Source organism: Pseudomonas asplenii (assembly GCF_001293465.1).
Lineage (GTDB): Bacteria > Pseudomonadota > Gammaproteobacteria > Pseudomonadales > Pseudomonadaceae > Aquipseudomonas > Aquipseudomonas fuscovaginae_B.
This window is the reverse complement of sequence record NZ_JSYZ01000008.1, coordinates 26,056-49,246: the sequence shown is the minus strand read 5'-3', so window position 1 is coordinate 49,246 and position 23,191 is coordinate 26,056. Positions and strand designations below refer to the sequence as shown.

Genomic DNA, 23,191 nt, shown 5'->3' with positions numbered 1-23,191 from the left:
TTATGCGCCGACTACGATCGGCCGTGCCAAAGGCGGGACGGCAGCCCCAGCGGGGGCGATGCCGGCCTCGAACTCCGGACGGAAATACTTGATTGCGCTGCCCAATGGCTCCACGGCGCCCGGTGCGTGGGCACAGAAGGTCTTGCCCGGGCCGAGGAAGCCGACCAGACCCAGCAGGGTCTCGATGTCGCCGGCCTGGCCCTGGCCTTTCTCCAGGGCGCGCAGCAGCTTGACGCTCCACGGCAGGCCATCGCGGCAAGGGGTACAGAAACCGCACGACTCACGGGCGAAGAACTCTTCCATGTTGCGCAGCAGCGAAACCATGTTGATGCTGTCGTCGACCGCCATGGCCAGGCCGGTACCCATCCGGGTGCCGACCTTGGCGATGCCGCCGGCGTACATCTGGGCATCCAGATGCTCGGGCAGCAGGAAGCCGGTACCGGCGCCGCCAGGCTGCCAGCACTTGAGCTTGAAGCCGTCGCGCATGCCGCCGGCGTAGTCTTCGAACAGCTCGCGGGCGGTCACGCCGAACGGCAATTCCCACAGGCCCGGGTTCTTCACCTTGCCGGAGAAGCCCATCAGCTTGGTGCCGTGGTCCTCGCTGCCTTCGCGGGCGAGGGACTTGTACCAGTCGACGCCGTTGCCGATGATCGCCGGCACGTTGCACAGCGTCTCGACGTTGTTCACGCAGGTCGGCTTGCCCCAGACGCCAACGGCGGCAGGGAAGGGCGGCTTGGAGCGCGGGTTGGCACGGCGGCCTTCGAGGGAGTTGATCAGTGCGGTTTCTTCACCGCAGATGTAGCGCCCGGCACCGGTGTGGACGAACAGCTCGAAGTCGAAGCCGCTGCCGAGGATGTTCTTGCCCAGCAGGCCCGCAGCCTTGGCTTCTTCCACGGCACGGTTGAGGTGCCGGGCGGCGGTGACGTACTCGCCGCGCAGGAAGATGTAGCCACGGTAGGTCTTCAGCGCACGGGCGCTGATCAGCATGCCTTCGATCAGTTGATGGGGCAGTTGCTCCATCAGCATGCGGTCCTTCCAGGTGTTGGGCTCCATTTCATCCGCGTTGCACAGCAGGTAGCGGATGTTCATGGATTCGTCTTTGGGCATCAGGCCCCACTTGACCCCGGTGGGGAAGCCCGCACCGCCGCGGCCCTTGAGGCCGGAATCCTTCACGGTCTGGACGATATCGTCGGCGGCCATGTCGGCGAAGGCCTTGCGCGCGGCGGCGTAGCCGTTCTTGGCCTGGTACTCGTCGAGCCATACCGGCTCGGCATCGTCACGCAGGCGCCAGGTCAGCGGGTGGGTTTCTGCCGTGCGCGCGATGCGGTTGGCAGGGCCGAAGGAAGTCAGGGTCATACGTAGCCCTCCAGCAGTTTGTCGACGCCGGCGGCGGTCACGTCGCCGAAGGTGTCGTCGTCGATCATCAGGGCCGGGGCCTTGTCGCAGTTGCCCAGGCAGCACACCGGCAGCAGGGTGAAGCGGCCGTCGGCGGTGGTCTGGCCGAGGCCGATGCCCAGCTTGTTCTGGATTTCGCTGACCACCGACTCGTGGCCGCCGATATAGCAGACCATGCTGTCGCAGACGCGAATGACGTGGCGACCGACCGGCTGGCGGAAGATCTGGCTGTAGAAGGTCGCGACACCTTCGACGTCGCTGGCCGGAATGCCGAGGATCTCGCCGATGGCGTAGACCGCGCCGTCAGGCACCCAGCCACGTTCCTTCTGGACGATCTTCAGGGCTTCGATGGACGCCGCGCGCGGGTCCTCGTAGTGATGCATCTCGTGCTCGATGGCCGAGCGCTCGGTTTCGCTGAGGGCGAAACGGTCTGTCTGGATGAGCGTGCTGTTCATGCTTAGCGGTCCACGTCGGCCATAACGAAGTCGATACTACCCAGGTACGCGATCAGGTCCGCGACCATGCTGCCGCGGATCACCGATGGGATCTGCTGCAGGTGCGGATAGCTTGGCGTACGAATCCGGGTGCGGTAGCTCATGGTGCCGCCATCGCTCGTCAGGTAATAACTGTTGATGCCCTTGGTCGCCTCGATCATCTGGAAGGATTCGTTGGCCGGCATGACCGGGCCCCACGAAACCTGCAGGAAGTGCGTGATCAGGGTTTCGATGTGCTGCAGCGTGCGCTCTTTCGGCGGCGGCGTGGTCAGCGGGTGATCCGCCTTGTACGGGCCTTCCGGCATGTTGCGCAGGCACTGGTCGATGATCCGCACGCTCTGGCGCATCTCCTCGACGCGGACCATGCAGCGGTCGTAGGCATCACCGTTGGCCGCCAGCGGTACTTCGAAGTCGAAGTTCTGGTAGCCGGAGTACGGACGCGCCTTGCGCAGGTCGAAATCGCAACCGGTGGAACGCAGGCCGGCACCGGTGACGCCCCACTCCAGGGCTTCCTTGGTGTTGTACTGGGCCACGCCGATGGTACGACCCTTGAGAATACTGTTCTGCAGGGCGGCCTTGGTGTACTCGTCCAGGCGCTTGGGCAGCCATTCGACGAACTCCTTGACCAGCTTGTCCCAGCCCCGAGGCAGGTCGTGGGCGACGCCACCGATGCGGTACCAGGCCGGGTGCAGACGGAAGCCGGTGATGGCCTCGATCACCTTGTAGGCGCGCTGGCGGTCGGTGAAGGTGAAGAACACCGGAGTCATCGCACCGACGTCCTGGATGTAGGTACCCAGGAACAGCAGGTGGCTGGTGATCCGGAAGAACTCGGCCATCATGATGCGGATGGTGTCGACCCGGTCCGGCACCTTGATGCCGGCCAGTTTTTCCACCGAGAGCACGTACGGCAGGTTGTTCATCACCCCGCCGAGGTAGTCGATACGGTCGGTGTAGGGGATGAAGCTGTGCCAGGACTGACGCTCGGCCATCTTCTCGGCACCACGGTGGTGGTAGCCGATGTCCGGTACGCAGTCGACGATCTCTTCACCGTCCAGTTGCAGGACGATACGGAAGGCACCGTGGGCCGAAGGGTGGTTCGGGCCGAGGTTGAGGAACATGTAGTCCTCGTTCGGGCCGGACCGCTTCATGCCCCAGTCTTCCGGATTGAAGCGCGCGGCTTCCTCTTCCAGTTGTTGCTTGGCCAGGGTCAGGCTGTAGGGATCGAACTCGGTGGCGCGGGCAGGGTAGTCCTTGCGCAGCGGGTGGCCTTCCCAGGTCGGCGGCATCATGATGCGCGACAGGTGCGGGTGGCCTTTGAAGTCGATGCCGAACATGTCCCAGACTTCGCGTTCGTTCCAGTTGGCGTTCGGCCAGATGCTGGTGACGCTGGGCAGGCTGAGGTCGCTTTCGGACAGGGCGACCTTGATCATTACGTCACTATTACGCTCGATCGAGAGCAGATGATAGAAGACGCTGAAATCGGCGGCCGGCAGGCCCTGGCGCTTGGTGCGCAGACGCTCGTCCACGCCGTGCAGGTCATAGAGCATGACGTACGGCTTGGGCAGGTTGCGCAGGAAGGTCAGGACTTCGACGAGTTGGGCGCGGCTCACCCACAGCACCGGCATGCCGGTGCGGGTGGCCTGGGCGGTGAAGGCCTCGGCGCCAAAACGGTTGTTCAGTTCGACGACCACATCCTGGTCGTCAGCCTTGTAAGGCGGGATGTACAGAGCACTGCCTGTAGTCATGGTTTTTTATCGCTATCGGTCAACGTAAAGAATGAAGCCAGGTACACGTTTCTTTGGAAGAAGCAGAACTGGATCAGACTTCGTCGGGGCTGCGCAGGTTGGTCACCTGGATACGCTGTTCGCGGCGCTGTTCCTTTTGCGACGGCATCTCGGCACGGTAAATGCCTTGATCACCGACGACCCAGGAAAGTGGGCGACGCTCCTGGCCAATCGACTCTTGCAAGAGCATCAAGCCTTGCAGGAAAGCCTCGGGGCGGGGCGGGCAGCCTGGCACGTAGACGTCCACGGGCAGGAACTTGTCCACCCCCTGAACGACGGAGTAGATGTCGTACATGCCGCCGGAGTTGGCACACGAACCCATGGAAATCACCCATTTCGGTTCGAGCATCTGTTCGTACAGGCGCTGGATGATCGGCGCCATCTTGACGAAGCAGGTGCCGGCCACAACCATGAAGTCGGCCTGGCGCGGTGATGCCCGGATAACTTCGGCGCCGAAGCGTGCGATGTCGTGGGGTGCCGTGAAGGCGGTGGTCATCTCCACGTAGCAGCAGGACAGACCGAAGTTGTACGGCCACAGGGAGTTCTTGCGCCCCCAGTTGACCGCGCCACTCAGCACGTCTTCCAGCTTGCCCATGAAAATGTTCTTGTGGACTTGATCCTCTAACGGATCGGCAACGGTTTCCCGTTGGCCGATCGGATATTGCTCGTTAGGAGCGTCCGGGTCGATTCTGGTGAGATTGTATTGCATTGCCAAAGCCTCATTGTTTCAGCTTCGCTTGCCTCTTATGACGAGCTTGTGGAGCCCAATCCAGCGCCCCCACTCGGTAAAGGTAAACAAGACCTGCCAACAGAATTGCTATGAAAACGAGTGCTTCGACGAATCCGGTCCAGCCGCTTTCGCGTACCGACACAGACCATGCAAAGAGAAAGAGGGCTTCGATATCGAAGATCACGAACAGCATCGCGACCAGATAGAATTTGGCGGAGAGCCGCAGGCGGGCGCTGCCGGTGGGCAGCATGCCGGATTCGAACGGTTCGTTCTTGCTGCGTCCCCAGGCTTTTGACCCGAGGAGGCTGGAAAGACCGAGCATGAAGGCACAGAGGCCGACGACGCCGAGCAGGAAAATGGCAAAGCCCCAGTTGTGGGCCATGAGTCCGGTCGCTTCGGTCATGCGGGTAATCCTTAACAGAGAGCAAGGTTCTCTGAGCTTGAAAAAGTAACAAGGCAGTGACGATATGTCGCAGCGCCATCAATCCGGGTGATTTTATGGGTAAACACCTGGCAAGTAAATTTTCTATAGCGAAATTATTTAGTGGAATAAGGACATAGGGACCTCTGGAAGGCCTGCAGGGCCTGTACTGCGGGCATTAGCCGGGTTTTTGTTAATTATGTTTTATCCAGGCTGCAACGAATAAAGCTATTTCTAAATGATAATCAATATTATTTATCTTTGGCTGTAACAGCTCTCGTGAGTGCGGCTGTTTCTAGTTGCCATATAGGGAGACTAGTTGAAAGTTGCGGGAAGGGGGGACGTTTTAATCGATTTGTCGTGGTCGAAGGCTGCGCCAGGTCAATGTTTGGGCGTTGTGGCGGTCGGGCCGGCCCCTTCGCGGGCAGGCCCTGCTCCTGCAGGTTTGTGTGCGCCGATCCTGCTTCTGTAGGAGCCGGGCTTGCCCGCGAAGGGGGGGGCGCCGGCCCTGCGCAGGATCCAGGCAAAAAAATGCCCCGAACCAGTCGGGGCATCAGTCTGTCAGGCATTCCAGTTAGGTCTTACACGGTCTGGAATGGCCGCTTGCTCGGTCGACTCAGTGGAACTGCTCTTCTTCGGTCGAGCCGGTCAGCGCGGTCACCGAGGAGGTGCCGCCCTGGATCACGGTGGTCATGTCGTCGAAGTAGCCGGTGCCGACTTCCTGCTGGTGCGCCACGAAGGTGTAGCCCTTGGCGGCATCGGCGAATTCCTGCTCCTGCAGCTTCACGTAGGCGGTCATGTCGTTGCGGGCGTAGTCGTGCGCCAGGTTGAACATGCCGTGCCACATGTTGTGGATGCCGGCCAGGGTGATGAACTGGTGCTTGTAGCCCATGGCCGACAGCTCGCGCTGGAACTTGGCGATGGTCGCGTCGTCCAGGTTCTTCTTCCAGTTGAAGGAAGGCGAGCAGTTGTAGGACAGGATCTGGTCCGGGTATTCCTTCTTGATCGCTTCGGCGAAGCGGCGCGCTTCGTCCAGGTCCGGCTTGGCGGTTTCGCACCAGATCAGGTCGGCATACGGTGCGTAGGCCAGGCCGCGGGCGATGGCCTGGTCGAGGCCGGCGCGGACCTTGTAGAAACCTTCCTGGGTGCGGGTACCGGTGACGAACGGCTGGTCGTAAGGGTCGCAGTCGGAGGTCAGCAGGTCAGCGGCGTTCGCGTCGGTACGGGCCAGGATGATGGTCGGTACGCCGGCGACGTCGGCTGCCAGGCGCGCAGCGACCAGCTTCTGTACGGCTTCCTGGGTCGGTACCAGCACCTTGCCACCCATGTGGCCGCATTTTTTCACCGAAGCCAGCTGGTCTTCGAAGTGCACGCCGGCGGCGCCCGCCTCGATCATGCTCTTCATCAGCTCGTAGGCGTTCAGTACGCCGCCGAAACCGGCTTCGGCGTCGGCCACGATCGGGGCGAAGTAGTCGATGTAGCCTTCGTCACCCGGGTTCTTGCCGGATTTCCACTGGATCTGGTCGGCACGGCGGAACGAGTTGTTGATGCGCTTGACCACGGTCGGTACCGAGTCGACCGGGTACAGCGACTGGTCGGGGTACATGGATTCGGCGGAGTTGTTGTCCGCAGCCACTTGCCAGCCCGACAGGTAGATCGCCTGGATACCGGCCTTGACCTGTTGCACGGCCTGGCCGCCGGTCAGGGCACCCATGCAGTTGACGAAATCCTTATCCGGACGGAAGGATGGCTTGGCACCCTGGGTGACCAGCTTCCAGAGCTTCTCGGCACCCAGGCGGGCCAGGGTGTGCTCAGGCTGGATCGAGCCACGCAGACGAACCACGTCAGCGGCGGTGTAGGTGCGAGTCACGCCTTTCCAGCGCGGGTTTTCAGCCCAGTCTTTTTCAAGGGCTGCAATTTGCTGTTCGCGTGTCAGTGCCATGGACATAAACCTCGTCGCGTCTTCTATCAAAAGTCGATCTTTTGTGGAAAGTTCCTTGCTCCACCGCGTGCCCGCACCTGAAAAGGCTTGAGCAGAGGCTGCGCGCCGACCAGAAGCTCAGGCGGTCGAGTCGGGTCTGGCGGGAAATGCGACGGGTGAACGATGGGCTCAAGGGGGAGACGAGCGGGCGAGGGCGATCCTTGGGGCGCAGCGGGGCGTCGTGGGCCTCATGCTGGCTTTGCGGGTATTGCCGTTCTACCTGATTACGCTTCCGTCCCTCGGGACAACTTCGTTCCAGTCGCAATCTCGTCAAACGCGCCTTGTGGGCGGTACAGACACGAATCGGCTCAGGTGGGTGAGTTAGAGCGGCGATCCGAAGGCCCTTGCCAGGGCCCCTGATTAGCGGGAGCGAGGCCATCATGCCTTCGGTTTCTGGGCGCGTCAAACGTTTTGTAGTGCTTTTTTCAAAGCACTACATCTTTGGTCTAATACGACTGGACAGTCAGTTTTCGGTGCTTCAGTCCAGGCTGTCGACTTTCACCCGCAAAGTCATGTCGTTACGGTTCGAGGTAGAGTAGCTGCGGGTTAGAGCCTGGCGGTCGGCCTGGCTCTGGCCGTTGACGCCGGCCAGGGTGATCCATTCGCCGAGCGGTCCGCTGACCGTTGTGTCGGTACTTTGTACGTTCACTACATCCTGACGCTCCTGGCTCATCCGGTCACGATTGGTACTGATGGCCAGGTGAACGATGTTTCCGGTGACGCTGGCGGTGACGTAGAACCCCTGGGTGACGTTGCGATACTGGGTCTGGGTTTGCGGGCGGCCGTAGATGTCGAGTTGGCCGGTGCTGCTGGTCAGCGGCACGCTCTGGCCGACCTGGATCAGTGCCGGGGTGCCTTCGCTGGCCTGGATCTGCTGGATGCCACCGTCGCGGCTGTCGGTGCTGCGGCTGATGATGCGGGTCTGGCCCTGGCCGTTGATCGAGTAGCCCTGGGTGCCCTGGTCGTTGTTTTCACTGGTGTCGACGCTGATCAGCAGGCGCCGGGCCGGTTTGTCCAGTTGCCCGATGAATTCGCGCAGTTCGCCGATCTTGCGCGGTTCGGCGTTGACGATCAGCTGGTTCTGGTAGGCGCTGACCTTGCCGTCCTGGCCGAGGAAGTTCTGTGCGACCGGCAGCAGGTCACTGCTGGTGCGGTAGTTCAGGGGGATCAGCTCGGTGGCCGCCTGGGCGCTGAAGGTGCAGGCCAGCAGCAGGCCGGTGAAGAGGGTGCGTAGGGACATGTCCGTTATCTCCGCGTTTGACTGGGCAATGCACATGAGTGTGATGCATTGAGTTTGACAGTTTCTCGGCGCGGCAGGCGGCAAATTGAATGGCGCACAGCAAAACGCCCCGATGACGGGGCGTTTTTACCGGTTCCGCAACTGCGGGGCGTCAGGCCGCGCCGCGAACCATGTCGACGTGGGGGATCCCGGCTTCGAGAAACTCCTCGCTGACGATGCTGAAGCCATGGCGTTCGTAGAACGCCGTGGCCTGCACCTGGGCGCTGAGCATCTGCTGCTTGAGGCCACGCTTCTCCGCTTCGCCGATCACTGCCTGCAGCAGCGCGTCGCCGACCTTCAGGCCGCGCCAGTCGCGCAGCACCGAGACGCGGCCGATCTGCCCGTCTGGGAGCAGGCGGGCGGTGCCGATCGGGAAGTCGCCTTCGTAGGCGAGGAAATGCACCGCTGCGGCGTCCTCCGCGTCCCACTCCAGCTCCGGGGGTACAGCTTGTTCGGCAATGAACACCGACTCACGAATGCGCCGAATCTCGGCGTTATCCTTTTGCCAGTCCGCGACACGTACGTGAATTCTATTCATCGGCAAATCCCACGCTTCCTTGTTTGACCAGCTCGCACAGCAGGCTGCGTCCATCCTCGTCCGCCAGCCATGGGCCGAGGTTGTCGATGTGCAGGGCTTCGGCTGCACAGATCATCTTCAGCAGCTCGCGCAGCTTGCCTGGCAGGTAACGGCTCTGGCCGCTGGCGAACAGCAGCAGGTCGTCGTCGACTTCCGACCAGGCCAGGCGTGCACTCGGGTTACGAATCAGTATGGCACCGTGCTCCAGGCCGGCGAGCAGGTCTTCTTCTTCCAGTTCCGGGCCGACCACCAGTTCCGGGTAGCGTGGCTCGGTCATGAACTGGCCGAACCAGGTCAGCAGCAGGCGCTCGTCGCTCATGTGCTCGGCCAGCAGGCTCTTGAGGCGGTCGAGGGCGTCGTGCTGAATCTGGTGCGGGTCGACCGCCGGCTGGGCGTCGGCATCGGTGTAGCGCTCTTCGTCCGGCAGGAACTGGCTGAGGAAGTCGGTGAAGTGGGTCAGCACTTCAGCGGCGCTTGGGGCGCGGAAACCCACCGAGTAGGTCATGCAGTCGTCCACGGCGACGCCGCAGTGGGCCAGGCGTGGTGGCAGATAGAGCATGTCGCCCGGTTCCAGCACCCAACCCTCGGTTTCCTCGAAGTCGGCGAGGATGCGCAGGTCGGCGTGCTCCAGCAGGGTGCTTTCGGAATCGCACATCTGGCCGATCTTCCAGTGGCGCTTGCCCTTGCCCTGCAGCAGGAACACGTCGTAGTTGTCGAAGTGCGGGCCGACGCTGCCACCCGGGGTGGCGAAGCTGATCATCACATCGTCGATCCGCCAGCTCGGCAGGAAGCGGAAATGCTCCAGCAGCTCGGCGACTTCCGGGACGAACTGGTCGACCGCCTGCACCAGCAGGGTCCACTCACGTTCCGGCAACTGGCTGAAGGCGTCCTCGGAAAACGGACCGCGGCGCAGTTCCCACGGACGTTCGCCATGCTCGATGATCACGCGCGATTCGACTTCTTCTTCCAGGGCCAGGCCGGCCAGTTCGTCAGCGTCGATCGGGCTTTCGAAGTCGGGAATCGCCTGGCGGATCAGCAGCGGTTTCTTTTGCCAGTAGTCGCGCAGGAATTCCCGGGCGGTGAGCCCGCCCAGAAGTTGCAGAGGAGTATCAGGATTCATGTGTAACCTATTGAAAAATCGTATTTTTCAGACTGGAATAAAAACGCCCGGCTCAGCCGGGCGTTCAGAGCGGGTGCCGTACGATCAGATACGCTGGGCCTGGGCCACGGCGTTGCCGATGTAGTTGGCCGGGGTCAGTTGTTTCAGCTCGGCCTTGGCGTCGGCAGGCATGTCGAGGCCGTCGATGAAAGTCTGCAGGGCTTCAGGGCTGATGCCTTTGCCACGGGTCAGTTCTTTCAGCTTTTCGTACGGGTTTTCGATGTTGTAGCGACGCATCACGGTCTGGATCGGCTCGGCCAGGACTTCCCAGCAGGCGTCCAGGTCGGCGGCGATCTTCTGCTCGTTGATCTCCAGCTTGCCGATGCCCTTGAGGCTGGCTTCGTAGGCGATCACGCTGTGGGCAAAGCCGACACCGAGGTTGCGCAGTACGGTGGAGTCGGTCAGGTCCCGCTGCCAGCGGGAGATCGGCAGCTTGCTGGCCAGGTGCTGGAACAGTGCGTTAGCGATACCCAGGTTGCCTTCGGAGTTTTCGAAGTCGATCGGGTTGACCTTGTGCGGCATGGTCGAGGAGCCGATTTCGCCGGCGATGGTCTTCTGCTTGAAGTAACCCAGGGAGATGTAGCCCCAGATGTCGCGGTCGAAGTCGATCAGGATGGTGTTGAAGCGGGCGATCGCGTCGAACAGCTCGGCGATGTAGTCGTGCGGTTCGATCTGTGTGGTGTAGGGGTTGAACACCAGGCCCAGTTCGTCCTCGATGAAGGCGCGGGCGTTGGCTTCCCAGTCGACTTGTGGGTAGGCCGACAGGTGGGCGTTGTAGTTGCCCACGGCGCCGTTGATCTTGCCCAGCAGTGGCACGGCGGCCACCTGGGCGATCTGGCGCTCCAGGCGGTAGACGACGTTCGCCAGTTCCTTGCCCAGGGTGGTCGGCGAAGCGGGCTGGCCGTGGGTGCGCGACAGCATCGGCACGGCGGCGAAGCGGCGGGCCAGCTCACGGATGGCTTCGGCGATCTGGCGCATCAGCGGCAGCAGCACGTCGTCGCGGCCTTCGCGCAGCATCAGGGCGTGGGACAGGTTGTTGATGTCCTCGCTGGTGCAGGCGAAGTGGATGAATTCGCTGACGGCGGCCAGTTCAGGCAGCTTGGCGGCCTGCTCCTTGAGCAGGTACTCGATGGCCTTGACGTCGTGGTTGGTGGTGCGCTCGATCTCTTTGACGCGCTCGGCGTGCTCCAGGGCGAAGTTTTCGGCCAGGGTGTTGAGCACGGCGTTGGCTTCGGCGGAGAACGCCGGGACTTCGGTGATGGCCGGGTGGGCGGCCAGGCGCTGGAGCCAGCGGACTTCCACCAGGGCGCGGGCACGGATCAGGCCGTACTCACTGAAAATAGGGCGCAGGGCCTGGGTTTTGCCGGCGTAGCGGCCGTCAACAGGGGAAACCGCAGTGAGCGAAGAGAGCTGCATGGGGTGTTCTCGGACAGTCAGGCAACGAAATGGGGCGCGTATCATACATGAAAAAATCCGCCGGTCCGTTGCGAACTGACCGGCGTATCGCGCTTTTAAGCTCCGTCGATGGCCTCAGGCGCTACGCATCAACGGATAGAGTTCCTTGAGCAGCTTGCGGCGGCTGATCACCAGCTGCCAGCGATGGCCGCCCAGTTGGCGCCAGAGGCGGGCCGAACGGATACCGGCCAGCAGCAGGGCACGGATTTTCGAGGCATTGCTCGGCTGTTGCAGGTTGCGCATGTCGCCATGCACCTGGATGCGTTGGCGCAGTGTGCTGAGGGTGTCCTGGTACAGTGCGCCGCAGGCCGCCACCACGTTTTCGTGGGCCGGGCCGAAGTGTTCGACCTGGGACTGGATCTGCGGCAGACGCTTGCCGATGGTTTCCAGCATGTCCTCGCGCTTGGCCAGCTGGCGCTCCAGGCCGAGCATCGACAGGGCGTAGCGCAGCGGCTCGCGTTGCAGGGCGCTCGGGTCGCGTTCGAGGGCGCCGATCAGGGCGCGATAGCCGTCGCGCAGGTTGATGTCGTCGCCGCCGTAGACCTCCAGGGTGTCCTTGGGGTCGCGAATCAGCAGGCTGCCGAGCATGCAACTGACGCCGGCTTCGCTGGACTGGCCGGTCTTGGCGATCCGGTCCACCAGCACCGCCGCGAGAAACACGCCGCCCAGGGCGGTCAACTGCTCCTGGATCGGGCTCATGGGCGTGCTCCGTCAGCCGACGGTTCGGCCACTTCGATGACGCCGCCGCCGAGGCAGACTTCGCCATCGTAGAACACCACGGACTGGCCGGGAGTGACCGCGCGCTGAGGTTCGTCGAACACCGCACGATAGCCGTCGGCAGTCTTTTGCAGGGTGCAATGCTGGTCGCCCTGGCGATAGCGGACTTTCGCCGTCAGCTTGCGCGGGCTGCTCAGGTCGATCGGGTTGACCCAGTAGATTTCCGAGGCGAGCAGGGCGCCGGAGAACAGCCACGGGTGTTCGTTGCCCTGGCCGACGATCAGTTCGTTGTGTTCCAGGTCCTTGCGCAGCACGTACCACGGCTCGTCGCCTGCGTCCTTCAGGCCGCCGATGCCCAGGCCCTGGCGCTGGCCGATGGTGTGGTACATCAGGCCGTGGTGGCGGCCGATCACTTCACCGTCGGTGGTCTTGATCTCGCCGGGTTGGGCCGGCAGGTACTGCTTGAGGAAGTCGCTGAAGCGCCGTTCGCCGATGAAGCAGATACCGGTGGAGTCCTTTTTCTTCGCGGTGGCCAGGCCGTGTTTTTCGGCGATGGCGCGCACCGCCGGTTTTTCCAGCTCGCCGACCGGGAACAGGGTCTTGGCGATCTGTTCGCCGCCGACGGCGTGCAGGAAGTAGCTCTGGTCCTTGTTCGGGTCCAGGCCCTTGAGCAGCTCGGTGCGGCCGTCGATATCGCGGCGGCGCACGTAGTGGCCGGTGGCGATCAGGTCGGCGCCCAGGCTCAGGGCGTAGTCGAGGAACGCCTTGAACTTGATTTCGCGGTTGCAGAGGATGTCCGGGTTCGGCGTACGCCCGGCCTTGTACTCGGCCAGGAAATGTTCGAACACGTTGTCCCAGTATTCGGCGGCAAAGTTGGCGGTGTGCAGCTTGATGCCGATCTTGTCGCACACGGCCTGGGCGTCCGCCAGATCGTCCATGGCGGTGCAGTACTCCGTACCGTCGTCCTCCTCCCAGTTCTTCATGAACAGGCCTTCCACCTGGTAACCCTGCTCCATGAGCAGTACGGCGGAAACGGAAGAGTCCACGCCGCCGGACATGCCGACGATGACGCGCAGGTTTTCTGGGGCGGTGGCAGCAGGATCACGCATAGGGATTCAATGAGTGTCTTCGAAAAAGGACGCGATTCTAACAGGCCCTGGCCTTCAAGGCTAAAGGGAAGGGCGGATCAGTTCGAGACTGTGCAATGGGCCGGCGAGATAATCGTCGACACAACGGATGATCAGCTCGCTGCGCCACTGCGGGCGCAGGGCCAGCAACTCGTCGCGAGTCAGCCAGCGCGGACCGATGATGCCGTGGTCCAACTGATAGTCGGGCCGCTGGCGCAGTGGTTTGCCGGCGAAGCATACGCGCTGGTAGGTCACGCCGTTGCTCGGCGCGGTGTACAGATAGAGGCCGATCACGCCGCTGAGCTCGACGTCCCAGCCGGTTTCCTCCAGGGTTTCGCGCAGGGCGGCTTCGATCAGGCTTTCGTTCGGATCGAGGTGGCCGGCCGGCTGATTGAAGACGACCTGGTCGTCCTGCCGTTCTTCGACGAACAGGAAACGGCCCTGGTCCTCGATGACGGTGGCGACGGTGATGTGGGGTTGCCATTCCATAAGATCGGTTCCTTCTCGCCTATCTACAAGGGCTGCGCGGCCCCCTGTAGGAGCGTGGCTTGCCCGCGAAGCTTTTAGCGGCCTTGAGACCGCCTTCGCGGGCAAGCCACGCTCCTACAGGGCGGTAAACACAAACCCCGGCACGGGGCCGGGGCTTGTGGTCTTGCCGGAGAGCTTACACCAGTGCCGCGATCGCCGCGTTCAGGGTGGCGCTCGGGCGCATGGCCTGGCTGATCAGCTCGGCGCTGGCGTGGTAGTAACCGCCGATGTCGACTGGCTTGCCCTGTACGGCGTTGAGCTCGGCAACGATTTTTGCCTCGTTCTCGCTCAGGGTTTTCGCCAGAGGCGCGAACTGGGCCTGCAGGGCAGCGTCCTCGGTCTGGGCAGCCAGGGCCTGAGCCCAGTACAGCGCCAGGTAGAAGTGGCTGCCGCGGTTGTCGATGTTGCCGACTTTACGCGATGGCGACTTGTTGTTGTCGAGGAACTGGCCGGTGGCCTGGTCCAGGGTCTTGGACAGCACCAGCGCTTTCGGGTTGTTGTAGTTCACGCCCAGGTGCTCCAGGGAAGCGGCCAGGGCCAGGAACTCACCCAGGGAGTCCCAGCGCAGGAAGTTTTCTTCCAGCAGTTGCTGCACGTGCTTCGGCGCCGAACCGCCGGCGCCGGTTTCGAACAGGCCGCCGCCATTCATCAGCGGGACGATCGACAGCATCTTGGCGCTGGTGCCCAGCTCCATGATCGGGAACAGGTCGGTCAGGTAGTCACGCAGCACGTTGCCGGTCACCGAGATGGTGTCCTTGCCGGCGCGGGTGCGGGCCAGGGTGGCCTTCATCGCGTCGACCGGCGACATGATCTGGATGTCCAGGCCAGTGGTGTCGTGGTCTTTCAGGTAGGCCTGGACCTTCTCGATCACCACGCCGTCGTGGGCACGCAGCGGGTCGAGCCAGAAGATCGCCGGGGTGCTGCTGGCGCGGGCACGGTTGACGGCCAGTTTGACCCAGTCCTGGATCGGCGCGTCTTTGGTCTGGCACATGCGGAAGATGTCGCCGGCTTCGACGTTCTGTTCCAGCAGGGTGCGACCGGTGCTGTCGGTCACGCGGACCACGCCGTTGGCCTTGATCTGGAAGGTCTTGTCGTGGGAGCCGTATTCTTCGGCTTTCTTCGCCATCAGGCCGACGTTCGGCACGCTGCCCATGGTGGTCGGGTCGAAGGCGCCGTTGGCCTTGCAGTCCTCGATCACCGCCTGGTAGATGGTGGCGTAGCAGCGATCCGGGATCACGGCCTTGGTGTCGTGCAACTGGCCGTCGGTGCCCCACATCTTGCCGGAGTCACGGATCATGGCTGGCATCGAGGCGTCGACGATGACGTCGCTCGGCACGTGCAGGTTGGTGATGCCCTTGTCGGAGTTGACCATGGCCAGGGCTGGGCGAACGGCGTAGACCGCCTGGATGTCCGCTTCGATCTGGGCCTGCTGCTCGGCTGGCAGGGTCTTGATACGGGCGTACAGGTCGCCGATACCGTTGTTCAGGTTGAAGCCGATCTGCTCCAGGACTTCGGCGTTCTTGGCCAGGGCGTCCTTGTAGTACTCGGCAACGATCTGGCCGAACATGATCGGGTCGGAGACCTTCATCATGGTCGCCTTCAGGTGAACCGACAGCAGCACGCCTTCGTTCTTGGCGGCTTCGATTTCAGCGGCGATGAAGCTGCGCAGGGCGTTCTTGCTCATCACGGCGCAGTCGAGGATCTCGCCGGCCTGGACGCTGGTCTTCTCTTTCAGGACGCTGGTGCTGCCGTCCTGGGCGATCAGCTCGATCTTGACGCTGCCTGCGGCTTCGATCAGTGCAGCCTTCTCGCTGCCGTAGAAGTCACCGCTGTTCATGTGGGCAACGTGGGACTTGGAGTCGGCAGCCCAGGCGCCCATCTTGTGCGGGTGCTTGCGGGCGTAGTTCTTGACCGACAGCGGTGCGCGGCGGTCGGAGTTGCCTTCGCGCAGAACCGGGTTCACGGCGCTGCCCTTGACCTTGTCGTAACGGGCGCGAGCGTCTTTCTCGGCATCGTTGGTCACGGTTTCCGGGTAGTCCGGAACGTTGAAGCCCTGGGCCTGCAATTCCTTGATCGCGGCCTGCAGCTGCGGTACCGAGGCGCTGATGTTCGGCAGCTTGATGATGTTGGCTTCAGGGGTGATGGCCAGTTCGCCGAGTTCGGCGAGGTGGTCCGGCACTGCTTTGGCGCCCAGCTGCTCGGGGAAGCTGGCGAGAATGCGTCCGGCCAGGGAGATGTCGCGGGTTTCCACGGCGATATCAGCCGAAGCGGTGAAGGCCTCTACGATAGGCAACAGTGAATAGGTGGCGAGGGCGGGAGCTTCGTCGGTAAAGGTGTAGATGATCTTCGAGCGGGTGGGCATATTCGGATTAACTCTCTTCTTTGCTAAAGCATGCGCAGAAACTAACTCGAGGTGCGCCGGATAAGCGCGTTCGTTCAAAGTCGTCCATGAGTCGAAAATCGAAGTTTCTTCGCGGTGATGTTGGGTGCATCAGTCGAGCGTCAAGCGGTCGGGCTGCGGTAACAGCCCGGCTCTGGGCGGCAGTTCCTGGCTACATTTCCTGTAACAGAGGCGTCGGCCATCGTGACCCTGTGGTCAGCGGCGCGAGTATACATAGGTTGCTGGCAAAACGCCGAGCGTTCATGCCCAACTCTTTTCGTCCATTGGTCTAAAGGTCGCACCCGCAGTTGCCCCGCCGATGAGTGTCTGGTGCTGGAGATTGGCGCTTTTCCCTTTGATTTCAAGCTTGTACGCCGCGAACTTGCCGCTTTTCAGGGGAAATGGGTGGGGGCGAGGTTTCCGTCTACATTTAACTGGGGTACGCTCGAACGCAGCCAGATGTTCAATCCATAGATGGAGTACAACATGGGATACAAGAAGATTCAGGTTCCAGCCGTCGGTGACAAAATCACCGTCAACGCAGACCACTCTCTCAATGTTCCTGATCACCCGATCATCCCTTTCATCGAAGGTGACGGTATTGGCGTCGACATCAGCCCGGTGATGATCAAGGTCGTCGATGCGGCTGTCGAAAAGGCTTACGGTGGCAAGCGCAAGATCTCATGGATGGAAGTCTATGCCGGCGAAAAGGCCACCCAGGTCTATGACCAGGACACCTGGCTGCCCCAGGAAACCCTGGACGCGGTCAAGGACTATGTGGTTTCCATCAAGGGGCCGCTGACCACGCCGGTGGGTGGCGGTATCCGTTCGCTCAACGTGGCCCTGCGCCAGCAACTCGACCTGTATGTCTGCCTGCGCCCGGTGCGCTGGTTCGAGGGCGTGCCGAGCCCGGTGAAAAAGCCCGGCGATGTCGACATGACGATCTTCCGCGAGAACTCCGAGGACATCTATGCCGGGATCGAGTGGAAGGCCGGTTCGCCGGAAGCGAACAAGGTCATCAAGTTCCTCAAGGAAGAAATGGGCGTGACCAAGATCCGTTTCGACCAGGACTGCGGTATCGGCGTCAAGCCGGTGTCGAAGGAAGGCACCAAGCGCCTGGCGCGCAAGGCCCTGCAATATGTGGTCGACAACGATCGCAAGTCGCTGACCATCGTCCACAAGGGCAACATCATGAAGTTCACCGAAGGTGCCTTCAAGGAATGGGCCTATGAGGTGGCGGCAGAGGAGTTCGGCGCGACCCTGCTCGACGGTGGCCCGTGGATGCAGTTCAAGAACCCCAAGACCGGGCGCAACGTGGTGGTCAAGGATGCCATCGCCGATGCCATGCTCCAGCAGATCCTGCTGCGTCCGGCCGAATATGACGTGATCGCGACCCTCAACCTGAACGGTGACTACCTGTCCGACGCCCTGGCGGCCGAGGTGGGCGGTATCGGCATTGCGCCGGGTGCCAACCTGTCCGACACCGTGGCCATGTTCGAGGCCACCCATGGTACAGCGCCGAAGTATGCCGGCAAGGACCAGGTCAACCCCGGCTCGCTGATCCTCTCGGCGGAAATGATGCTGCGTCACCTGGGCTGGACCGAGGCTGCCGACCTGATCATTAAGGGTACCAATGGCGCCATCGGGGCCAAGACCGTGACCTATGACTTCGAGCGTCTGATGGAGGGGGCCAAGCTCGTTTCGTCGTCCGGTTTCGGTGACGCGCTGATCGCGCACATGTAAGACGGATTGGCGATAAAAAAAGCCCGGTTCAAATCCTTGAATCGGGCTTTTTTTATAGCTGGATGTTTCTGTGAGATGACTCAGGCGCTGACGTTGTTCGCCTTGCTCTTGGAAACCAATGCTTTGTCATCGGTTGGGGTCACTACGGCAGCGCTCTGTATGTTGACCGCATGCAGACCTTTGGGGCCCTGGATGATCTCAAAGCTTACGGCCTGGCCAGCCTTGAGGGTTTTGTAGCCGTCCATCTGGATGGCTGAATAGTGGGCAAACAAGTCTTCATCCTTGCCTTCTTCCAGGACGAAACCATAGCCCTTGGCGTTGTTGAACCACTTGACCTTACCGCTCGGCATGCTCATATCCCTCTGCAAACGACCCCATCACTGGAGTATCATCCAGTTCATCCTTCACTGCGTGAACCAGAAAAATGGTTGACGATATGGACCTTTATTACCCAATCTGGTCTCTATTGGTTGTAACACCGATTTGCCGATAGTCAAGGTGACCATTCGGTCAGTCTTGAAATGGGCCGGATTGTCCCCATCACTGTATTTGCTCAACTGACGAACCTTTCTTTCCATGCATGCAATCAGCCAGATTCGACTAACATTCAATCAGGATCGCCCGGATTTCCACGACGACGGCTCGGGCGTTGCCATGCAGGAGGCGAAACCTGCGTTGCAGGCGCCACCGATGTACAAGGTGGTGTTGTTCAATGATGACTACACACCGATGGATTTCGTCGTCGAAGTGCTCGAGGTGTTTTTTAACTTGAATCGCGAGCTGGCCACCAAGGTCATGCTGGCGGTTCACACGGAAGGACGGGCAGTATGTGGAGTGTTTACCCGCGACATCGCCGAGACAAAGGCCATGCAGGTCAACCAGTACGCCAGGGAAAGCCAGCATCCGCTACTCTGTGAAATCGAGAAGGACGGTTAACGCCGACCAGTTGGGTATGAGGTGAACTATGTTAAACCGCGAGCTCGAAGTCACCCTCAATCTTGCCTTCAAGGAGGCTCGTTCGAAGCGTCATGAATTCATGACGGTCGAGCACCTTTTGCTGGCCCTTTTGGATAACGAGGCAGCCGCTACCGTCCTACGGGCCTGCGGTGCGAACCTCGACAAACTCAAGCACGACCTGCAGGAGTTCATCGACTCCACCACGCCGTTGATCCCCGTGCATGACGAAGATCGCGAGACCCAGCCGACCCTGGGTTTCCAGCGTGTCCTGCAGCGGGCCGTGTTCCATGTGCAGAGCTCCGGTAAGCGTGAGGTGACGGGTGCCAACGTGCTCGTCGCGATCTTCAGCGAGCAGGAAAGCCAGGCGGTGTTCCTGCTCAAGCAGCAAAGCGTTGCGCGTATCGATGTCGTCAACTACATCGCCCATGGCATCTCCAAGGTGCCAGGGCATGGCGATCACTCCGAAAGCGAGCAGGATATGCAGGACGAAGAGGGCGGTGAGTCTTCATCTTCAGGCAACCCACTGGATGCGTATGCCAGCAACCTCAACGAGCTGGCGCGCCAGGGGCGTATCGATCCACTGGTCGGGCGCGAGCACGAGGTCGAGCGCGTGGCGCAGATCCTCGCCCGGCGGCGCAAGAACAACCCGTTGCTGGTCGGTGAGGCGGGCGTCGGCAAGACCGCGATCGCCGAAGGCCTGGCCAAGCGCATCGTCGACAACCAGGTGCCCGACCTGCTGGCGAGCAGTGTGGTCTACTCCCTCGACCTGGGCGCCCTGCTGGCCGGTACCAAGTACCGCGGCGACTTCGAGAAGCGCTTCAAGGCGCTGCTCGGCGAGCTGAAAAAGCGTCCGCAGGCGATCCTGTTCATCGACGAAATCCACACCATCATCGGTGCCGGTGCCGCTTCCGGCGGCGTCATGGATGCCTCGAACCTGCTCAAGCCGCTGCTGTCCTCGGGTGATATCCGTTGCATCGGCTCGACCACCTTCCAGGAATTCCGCGGCATCTTCGAGAAGGACCGTGCGCTGGCACGGCGTTTCCAGAAGGTCGATGTGACCGAGCCCTCGGTCGAGGACACCATCGGTATCCTGCGCGGCCTGAAAGGGCGTTTCGAGCAGCACCACAATATCGAATACAGCGAAGAGGCGCTGCGTGCGGCGGCCGAGCTGGCATCGCGCTACATCAATGACCGGCATATGCCGGACAAGGCCATCGACGTCATCGACGAGGCGGGCGCCTTCCAGCGTCTGCAGCCGGCGGACAAGCGCGTCAAGCGCATCGATGTGCCGCAGGTCGAGGATATCGTCGCGAAAATCGCGCGGATTCCGCCGAAGCACGTCACCAGTTCCGATAAGGAACTGCTGCGCAACCTCGAGCGCGACCTCAAGCTCACCGTGTTCGGCCAGGATGCGGCCATCGACTCGCTGTCGACCGCCATCAAGCTGTCCCGTGCCGGGCTGAAGTCGCCGGACAAGCCGGTCGGTTCGTTCCTGTTCGCCGGCCCTACCGGCGTCGGCAAGACCGAGGCGGCACGGCAGCTGGCCAAGGCGATGGGCATCGAGCTGGTGCGTTTCGACATGTCCGAGTACATGGAGCGTCATACCGTGTCGCGCCTGATCGGTGCGCCTCCGGGTTATGTCGGTTTCGACCAGGGTGGCCTGCTGACCGAGGCCATCACCAAGCAGCCGCATTGCGTGCTGCTGCTCGACGAGATCGAGAAGGCTCACCCGGAAGTCTTCAACCTGCTGCTGCAGGTCATGGACCACGGTACCCTGACCGATAACAACGGGCGCAAGGCCGACTTCCGCAACGTGATCCTGATCATGACCACCAACGCCGGTGCCGAAACCGCGGCCCGGGCGTCGATCGGCTTCACTCACCAGGATCATTCGTCCGATGCCATGGAAGTGATCAAGAAGAGCTTCACGCCGGAGTTCCGCAACCGTCTGGACACCATCATCCAGTTTGGTCGCCTCAGTCACGAGGTCATCAAGAGCGTGGTGGACAAGTTCCTTACCGAACTGCAGGCGCAGCTGGAAGACAAGCGCGTACAGCTGGAAGTCACCGATGCGGCCCGCAGCTGGCTGGCCGAGGGCGGTTACGATTCGGCCATGGGGGCACGTCCGATGGCGCGCCTGATCCAGGACAAGATCAAGCGTCCGTTGGCCGAGGAGATCCTGTTTGGCGAGTTGTCCGAGCATGGCGGTGTGGTGCACATCGACATCAAGGATGGCGAGCTGACCTTCGACTTCGAGACCACCGCTGAAATGGCTTGATGCAAGGCTGTCATGCAAAAACGCCCGGCTTAGCCGGGCGTTTTTGTTTGTATCGGGTGTTGCTTGCGCCGGCCTTTTCGCGGGCAAGCCCGGCTCCTACGGTTCATCGTCGTGCCCGCGCTCGCGTACGACACATTCCTGTAGGAGCCGGGCTTGCCCGCGAAGACGTCAGTGGCATCGACATTGCCTTCAAAGGCTGGCCACTATCCCAACCCGCGCAAACAAAAACGCCCGGCAATGCCGGGCGTCTTGTATCGACCTGATTAACGAGCGCGGTAGGTGATGCGCCCTTTGCTCAAGTCGTAGGGCGTCAGCTCGACGCGCACTTTGTCACCGGTAAGAATACGAATGTAGTTCTTGCGCATCTTGCCGGAGATATGCGCGGTTACGACGTGCCCATTTTCCAATTCCACGCGAAACATGGTGTTTGGCAGGGTGTCGACGACAGTGCCTTCCATTTCGAAGCTGTCTTCTTTCGACATGCAGTAAAGCCCTCGGTGTCCAGTGAATGGCCCGGTGCAACTGCGCCAGGCAAAAGCGGCGTGCATTGTGCCCGAAAAAGCACCTGCACGCCAAGAGGTTAGTGCTTTCGAGCGAAAATAACCGGCCGATTCCAGCGGGCTTTACCACTGGAATGGAAGGGGCTTTGGCCGGGGATGTACTCAGTTGAGTGTGACCCAGCGCTGATTGATCAGCAGTTCGATTGGCCGGTACTGGGTCTTGTAGTTCATCTTCTTGCAGTTCTTGATCCAGTACCCGAGATAGACCGCATCCAGGCCCAGGCGCAGGGTTTCGCCGATCTGCCAGAGAATGGCGTAGCGCCCCAGGCTGCGACGTTCTTCCTCCGGTTCGTAGAAAGTGTACACCGCCGACAGGCCGTTGGGCAGCAGGTCGGTCACCGCCACGCCGACCAGCCGCCCCTGCAGGCGAAACTCGTAGAACCGGGAGAAGGGCAGGTCGCGCACCAGGAAGGTCGAGAACTGGTCCCGGCTGGGCGGGTACATGTCGCCATCGGCATGGCGTTGCTCGATGTAGCGGCGGTACAGGTCGAAGTACTCTTCGCTGAACTGCGGCTTGGCGGCACGTACTTCCAGGTCCATGTTGCGCTTGAGAATGCGTTTCTGCTGGCGGTTGGGCAGGAACTGCGCCGCAGGAATGCGTGCCGGTACGCAGGCGTTGCAGTTCTGGCAGTGGGGCCGGTAGAGGTGGTCGCCGCTACGACGGAAACCCATTTCTGACAGGTCTGCGTAGACATGCACGTCCATGGGCTGGCTAGGATCGAGGAACAGCGTAGTCGCCTGCTCCTCGGGCAGATAGCTGCAAGAGTGGGGTTGAGTGGCATAAAACTTCAAACGCGCCAGCTCGGTCATGATCAACCCTCGGGATTAAGCTTTGAATTGCATTGAATCAAGTGTAAGCCAGCCTGGGAAAACACGCCTAGGCGCTGTATGAAGGTTACTTGATTGTCGTGTGATTTTCCGGTTTGCCGGCTCTACAGCGGCGCTTGCCAGGACGCGCTGTTGGGTTGGTCGAGGTGTTCCTGCAGATAACGGGCGAATTCGCTACGTGCAATCGCCCGGGCGCCGAAGCTGTGCAGATGGTGGGTCGGCATCTGGCAGTCGATCAGCACGAAACCCGCCTCCTTGAGGTGGCTGACCAGGGTGGCGAAGCCGACTTTGGAGGCATTGTCGGCACGGCTGAACATGGACTCGCCGAAAAACAGCTGGCCCATCGCCAGGCCATAGAGGCCGCCGACCAGCTCACCCTGGTCCCAGACCTCGACCGAATGGGCAAACCCGCGTTCGTGCAGTTGCAGGTAGGCGTTCTGCATCGCTTCGGTGATCCAGGTGCCGTCGGCGTAGGCGCGGGGTGCCGCGCAGGCGCGGATGACTGCGGCGAAGTCGCGATCGAAGGTGACCTGGTAGCGCCGCTGGCGCAACAGCTTGGCCAGGCTGCGGGAAACGTGCAGTTCGTCAGGAAACAGCACGGTGCGCGGGTCCGGCGACCACCAGAGGATCGGCTGGCCTTCGGAAAACCAAGGGAAGCAGCCATGGCGGTAGGCCTGGACCAGCCGTTCGGCGGACAGATCGCCGCCGGCTGCCAGCAGGCCATTGGGTTCGCGCATGGCCTTGGCCAGCGGTGGGAAGTTCAGGTTGTCGCGTTGTAACCAGGTCAGCATGGCGTTC

Annotated in this window: 21 protein-coding genes; 3 read left to right on the top strand and 18 right to left on the bottom strand. The window is 61.7% G+C overall.

Translation table 11 applies throughout. The annotated features are described in order from the left end of the window. The 14 genes from nuoF to PF66_RS11820 all read right to left on the bottom strand — a co-directional run bounded on the left by nuoF (position 1) and on the right by PF66_RS11820 (position 16,009). A complete protein-coding gene (nuoF, locus tag PF66_RS11885) occupies positions 1–1,356 on the bottom strand; it encodes an NADH-quinone oxidoreductase subunit NuoF (RefSeq protein WP_010444603.1) in 1,356 nt (451 codons plus the stop codon). Then, positions 1,353–1,850, bottom strand: a complete 498-nt coding sequence (gene nuoE / locus PF66_RS11880; RefSeq protein WP_054057229.1) for an NADH-quinone oxidoreductase subunit NuoE — start codon at positions 1,848–1,850, stop codon at positions 1,353–1,355. The genes nuoF and nuoE overlap by 4 nt, the downstream gene beginning before the upstream one ends. 2 nt (positions 1,851–1,852) lie before the next feature. Next, entirely contained in the window at positions 1,853–3,634 is a 1,782-nt protein-coding gene (nuoC, locus tag PF66_RS11875) for an NADH-quinone oxidoreductase subunit C/D (protein ID WP_054057230.1), read from the bottom strand. Positions 3,635–3,707: 73 nt separating this feature from the next. Continuing rightward, complete coding sequence (locus PF66_RS11870) at positions 3,708–4,382, bottom strand: NuoB/complex I 20 kDa subunit family protein (RefSeq protein WP_026145108.1); 675 nt, start codon at positions 4,380–4,382, stop codon at positions 3,708–3,710. A 10-nt stretch (positions 4,383–4,392) separates the two neighbouring features. Next, complete coding sequence (locus PF66_RS11865; protein ID WP_017903639.1) at positions 4,393–4,806, bottom strand: NADH-quinone oxidoreductase subunit A; 414 nt, start codon at positions 4,804–4,806, stop codon at positions 4,393–4,395. Positions 4,807–5,440: 634 nt separating this feature from the next. Continuing rightward, on the bottom strand, positions 5,441–6,766 hold the full coding sequence (gene aceA / locus PF66_RS11860; protein WP_054057256.1) for an isocitrate lyase: 1,326 nt from the start codon (positions 6,764–6,766) through the stop codon (positions 5,441–5,443). 517 nt (positions 6,767–7,283) lie between these two features. Then, positions 7,284–8,045 (bottom strand): secretin N-terminal domain-containing protein, encoded by a 762-nt coding sequence (locus tag PF66_RS11855; RefSeq protein ID WP_054057231.1) that lies wholly within the window; start codon positions 8,043–8,045, stop codon positions 7,284–7,286. Positions 8,046–8,196: 151 nt separating this feature from the next. Next, positions 8,197–8,622, bottom strand: a complete 426-nt coding sequence (locus PF66_RS11850) for a GNAT family N-acetyltransferase (protein ID WP_054057232.1) — start codon at positions 8,620–8,622, stop codon at positions 8,197–8,199. Beyond that, positions 8,615–9,781: a cupin domain-containing protein gene (locus PF66_RS11845; RefSeq protein ID WP_054057233.1), complete on the bottom strand. Its 1,167-nt coding sequence runs from the start codon at positions 9,779–9,781 to the stop codon at positions 8,615–8,617. The genes PF66_RS11850 and PF66_RS11845 overlap by 8 nt, the downstream gene beginning before the upstream one ends. Positions 9,782–9,865: 84 nt before the next feature. Then, the gene (gene purB, locus PF66_RS11840) at positions 9,866–11,236 is read right to left on the bottom strand and encodes an adenylosuccinate lyase (protein ID WP_054057234.1); all 1,371 of its coding nucleotides are present in this window, start codon (positions 11,234–11,236) and stop codon (positions 9,866–9,868) included. A 114-nt stretch (positions 11,237–11,350) separates the two neighbouring features. Continuing rightward, entirely contained in the window at positions 11,351–11,974 is a 624-nt protein-coding gene (gene hflD / locus PF66_RS11835; protein ID WP_017903645.1) for a high frequency lysogenization protein HflD, read from the bottom strand. Then, positions 11,971–13,101: a tRNA 2-thiouridine(34) synthase MnmA gene (gene mnmA / locus PF66_RS11830; protein ID WP_054057235.1), complete on the bottom strand. Its 1,131-nt coding sequence runs from the start codon at positions 13,099–13,101 to the stop codon at positions 11,971–11,973. The genes hflD and mnmA overlap by 4 nt, the downstream gene beginning before the upstream one ends. Positions 13,102–13,161: 60 nt before the next feature. Next, complete coding sequence (locus PF66_RS11825; RefSeq protein ID WP_054057236.1) at positions 13,162–13,608, bottom strand: NUDIX hydrolase; 447 nt, start codon at positions 13,606–13,608, stop codon at positions 13,162–13,164. A 175-nt stretch (positions 13,609–13,783) separates the two neighbouring features. Then, positions 13,784–16,009, bottom strand: a complete 2,226-nt coding sequence (locus tag PF66_RS11820; protein WP_054057237.1) for an NADP-dependent isocitrate dehydrogenase — start codon at positions 16,007–16,009, stop codon at positions 13,784–13,786. A gap of 504 nt (positions 16,010–16,513) precedes the next feature. Between PF66_RS11820 and icd the strand changes: the two genes are divergently transcribed. Further along, positions 16,514–17,770: an NADP-dependent isocitrate dehydrogenase gene (icd, locus tag PF66_RS11815; protein ID WP_054062806.1), complete on the top strand. Its 1,257-nt coding sequence runs from the start codon at positions 16,514–16,516 to the stop codon at positions 17,768–17,770. 80 nt (positions 17,771–17,850) lie between these two features. On the opposite strand, the gene cspD is transcribed toward icd, so the two are convergent. Beyond that, entirely contained in the window at positions 17,851–18,120 is a 270-nt protein-coding gene (gene cspD / locus PF66_RS11810; RefSeq protein WP_054057257.1) for a cold shock domain-containing protein CspD, read from the bottom strand. A 226-nt stretch (positions 18,121–18,346) separates the two neighbouring features. Between cspD and clpS the strand changes: the two genes are divergently transcribed. After that, a complete protein-coding gene (clpS, locus tag PF66_RS11805) occupies positions 18,347–18,706 on the top strand; it encodes an ATP-dependent Clp protease adapter ClpS (protein ID WP_017903651.1) in 360 nt (119 codons plus the stop codon). 28 nt (positions 18,707–18,734) lie between these two features. After that, positions 18,735–21,005: an ATP-dependent Clp protease ATP-binding subunit ClpA gene (gene clpA, locus PF66_RS11800; RefSeq protein ID WP_017903652.1), complete on the top strand. Its 2,271-nt coding sequence runs from the start codon at positions 18,735–18,737 to the stop codon at positions 21,003–21,005. Positions 21,006–21,268: 263 nt separating this feature from the next. Here the strand turns inward: clpA and infA are convergent, their stop codons facing one another. From infA to aat, 3 genes are all read right to left on the bottom strand, one after another. Further along, positions 21,269–21,487 carry a translation initiation factor IF-1 gene (gene infA, locus PF66_RS11795; protein ID WP_002553999.1) on the bottom strand — a complete coding sequence of 73 codons (219 nt, stop codon included), beginning with the start codon at positions 21,485–21,487 and terminating at the stop codon, positions 21,269–21,271. A 180-nt stretch (positions 21,488–21,667) separates the two neighbouring features. Then, complete coding sequence (locus PF66_RS11790; protein WP_054057258.1) at positions 21,668–22,375, bottom strand: arginyltransferase; 708 nt, start codon at positions 22,373–22,375, stop codon at positions 21,668–21,670. A gap of 122 nt (positions 22,376–22,497) precedes the next feature. Beyond that, the gene (gene aat / locus PF66_RS11785) at positions 22,498–23,184 is read right to left on the bottom strand and encodes a leucyl/phenylalanyl-tRNA--protein transferase (RefSeq protein ID WP_054057239.1); all 687 of its coding nucleotides are present in this window, start codon (positions 23,182–23,184) and stop codon (positions 22,498–22,500) included. Positions 23,185–23,191: the final 7 nt, after the last annotated feature.

What these genes read in the sequence shown, in the direction of transcription:
- nuoF (WP_010444603.1), bottom strand. Translation starts at nt 1,356, where the DNA reads ATGACCCTGACTTCCTTCGGCCCTGCCAACCGCATCGCGCGCACGGCA.
- nuoE (WP_054057229.1), bottom strand. Translation starts at nt 1,850, where the DNA reads ATGAACAGCACGCTCATCCAGACAGACCGTTTCGCCCTCAGCGAAACC.
- nuoC (WP_054057230.1), bottom strand. Translation starts at nt 3,634, where the DNA reads ATGACTACAGGCAGTGCTCTGTACATCCCGCCTTACAAGGCTGACGAC.
- PF66_RS11870 (WP_026145108.1), bottom strand. Translation starts at nt 4,382, where the DNA reads ATGCAATACAATCTCACCAGAATCGACCCGGACGCTCCTAACGAGCAA.
- PF66_RS11865 (WP_017903639.1), bottom strand. Translation starts at nt 4,806, where the DNA reads ATGACCGAAGCGACCGGACTCATGGCCCACAACTGGGGCTTTGCCATT.
- aceA (WP_054057256.1), bottom strand. Translation starts at nt 6,766, where the DNA reads ATGGCACTGACACGCGAACAGCAAATTGCAGCCCTTGAAAAAGACTGG.
- PF66_RS11855 (WP_054057231.1), bottom strand. Translation starts at nt 8,045, where the DNA reads ATGTCCCTACGCACCCTCTTCACCGGCCTGCTGCTGGCCTGCACCTTC.
- PF66_RS11850 (WP_054057232.1), bottom strand. Translation starts at nt 8,622, where the DNA reads ATGAATAGAATTCACGTACGTGTCGCGGACTGGCAAAAGGATAACGCC.
- PF66_RS11845 (WP_054057233.1), bottom strand. Translation starts at nt 9,781, where the DNA reads ATGAATCCTGATACTCCTCTGCAACTTCTGGGCGGGCTCACCGCCCGG.
- purB (WP_054057234.1), bottom strand. Translation starts at nt 11,236, where the DNA reads ATGCAGCTCTCTTCGCTCACTGCGGTTTCCCCTGTTGACGGCCGCTAC.
- hflD (WP_017903645.1), bottom strand. Translation starts at nt 11,974, where the DNA reads ATGAGCCCGATCCAGGAGCAGTTGACCGCCCTGGGCGGCGTGTTTCTC.
- mnmA (WP_054057235.1), bottom strand. Translation starts at nt 13,101, where the DNA reads ATGCGTGATCCTGCTGCCACCGCCCCAGAAAACCTGCGCGTCATCGTC.
- PF66_RS11825 (WP_054057236.1), bottom strand. Translation starts at nt 13,608, where the DNA reads ATGGAATGGCAACCCCACATCACCGTCGCCACCGTCATCGAGGACCAG.
- PF66_RS11820 (WP_054057237.1), bottom strand. Translation starts at nt 16,009, where the DNA reads ATGCCCACCCGCTCGAAGATCATCTACACCTTTACCGACGAAGCTCCC.
- icd (WP_054062806.1), top strand. Translation starts at nt 16,514, where the DNA reads ATGGGATACAAGAAGATTCAGGTTCCAGCCGTCGGTGACAAAATCACC.
- cspD (WP_054057257.1), bottom strand. Translation starts at nt 18,120, where the DNA reads ATGCCGAGCGGTAAGGTCAAGTGGTTCAACAACGCCAAGGGCTATGGT.
- clpS (WP_017903651.1), top strand. Translation starts at nt 18,347, where the DNA reads ATGCATGCAATCAGCCAGATTCGACTAACATTCAATCAGGATCGCCCG.
- clpA (WP_017903652.1), top strand. Translation starts at nt 18,735, where the DNA reads ATGTTAAACCGCGAGCTCGAAGTCACCCTCAATCTTGCCTTCAAGGAG.
- infA (WP_002553999.1), bottom strand. Translation starts at nt 21,487, where the DNA reads ATGTCGAAAGAAGACAGCTTCGAAATGGAAGGCACTGTCGTCGACACC.
- PF66_RS11790 (WP_054057258.1), bottom strand. Translation starts at nt 22,375, where the DNA reads ATGACCGAGCTGGCGCGTTTGAAGTTTTATGCCACTCAACCCCACTCT.
- aat (WP_054057239.1), bottom strand. Translation starts at nt 23,184, where the DNA reads ATGCTGACCTGGTTACAACGCGACAACCTGAACTTCCCACCGCTGGCC.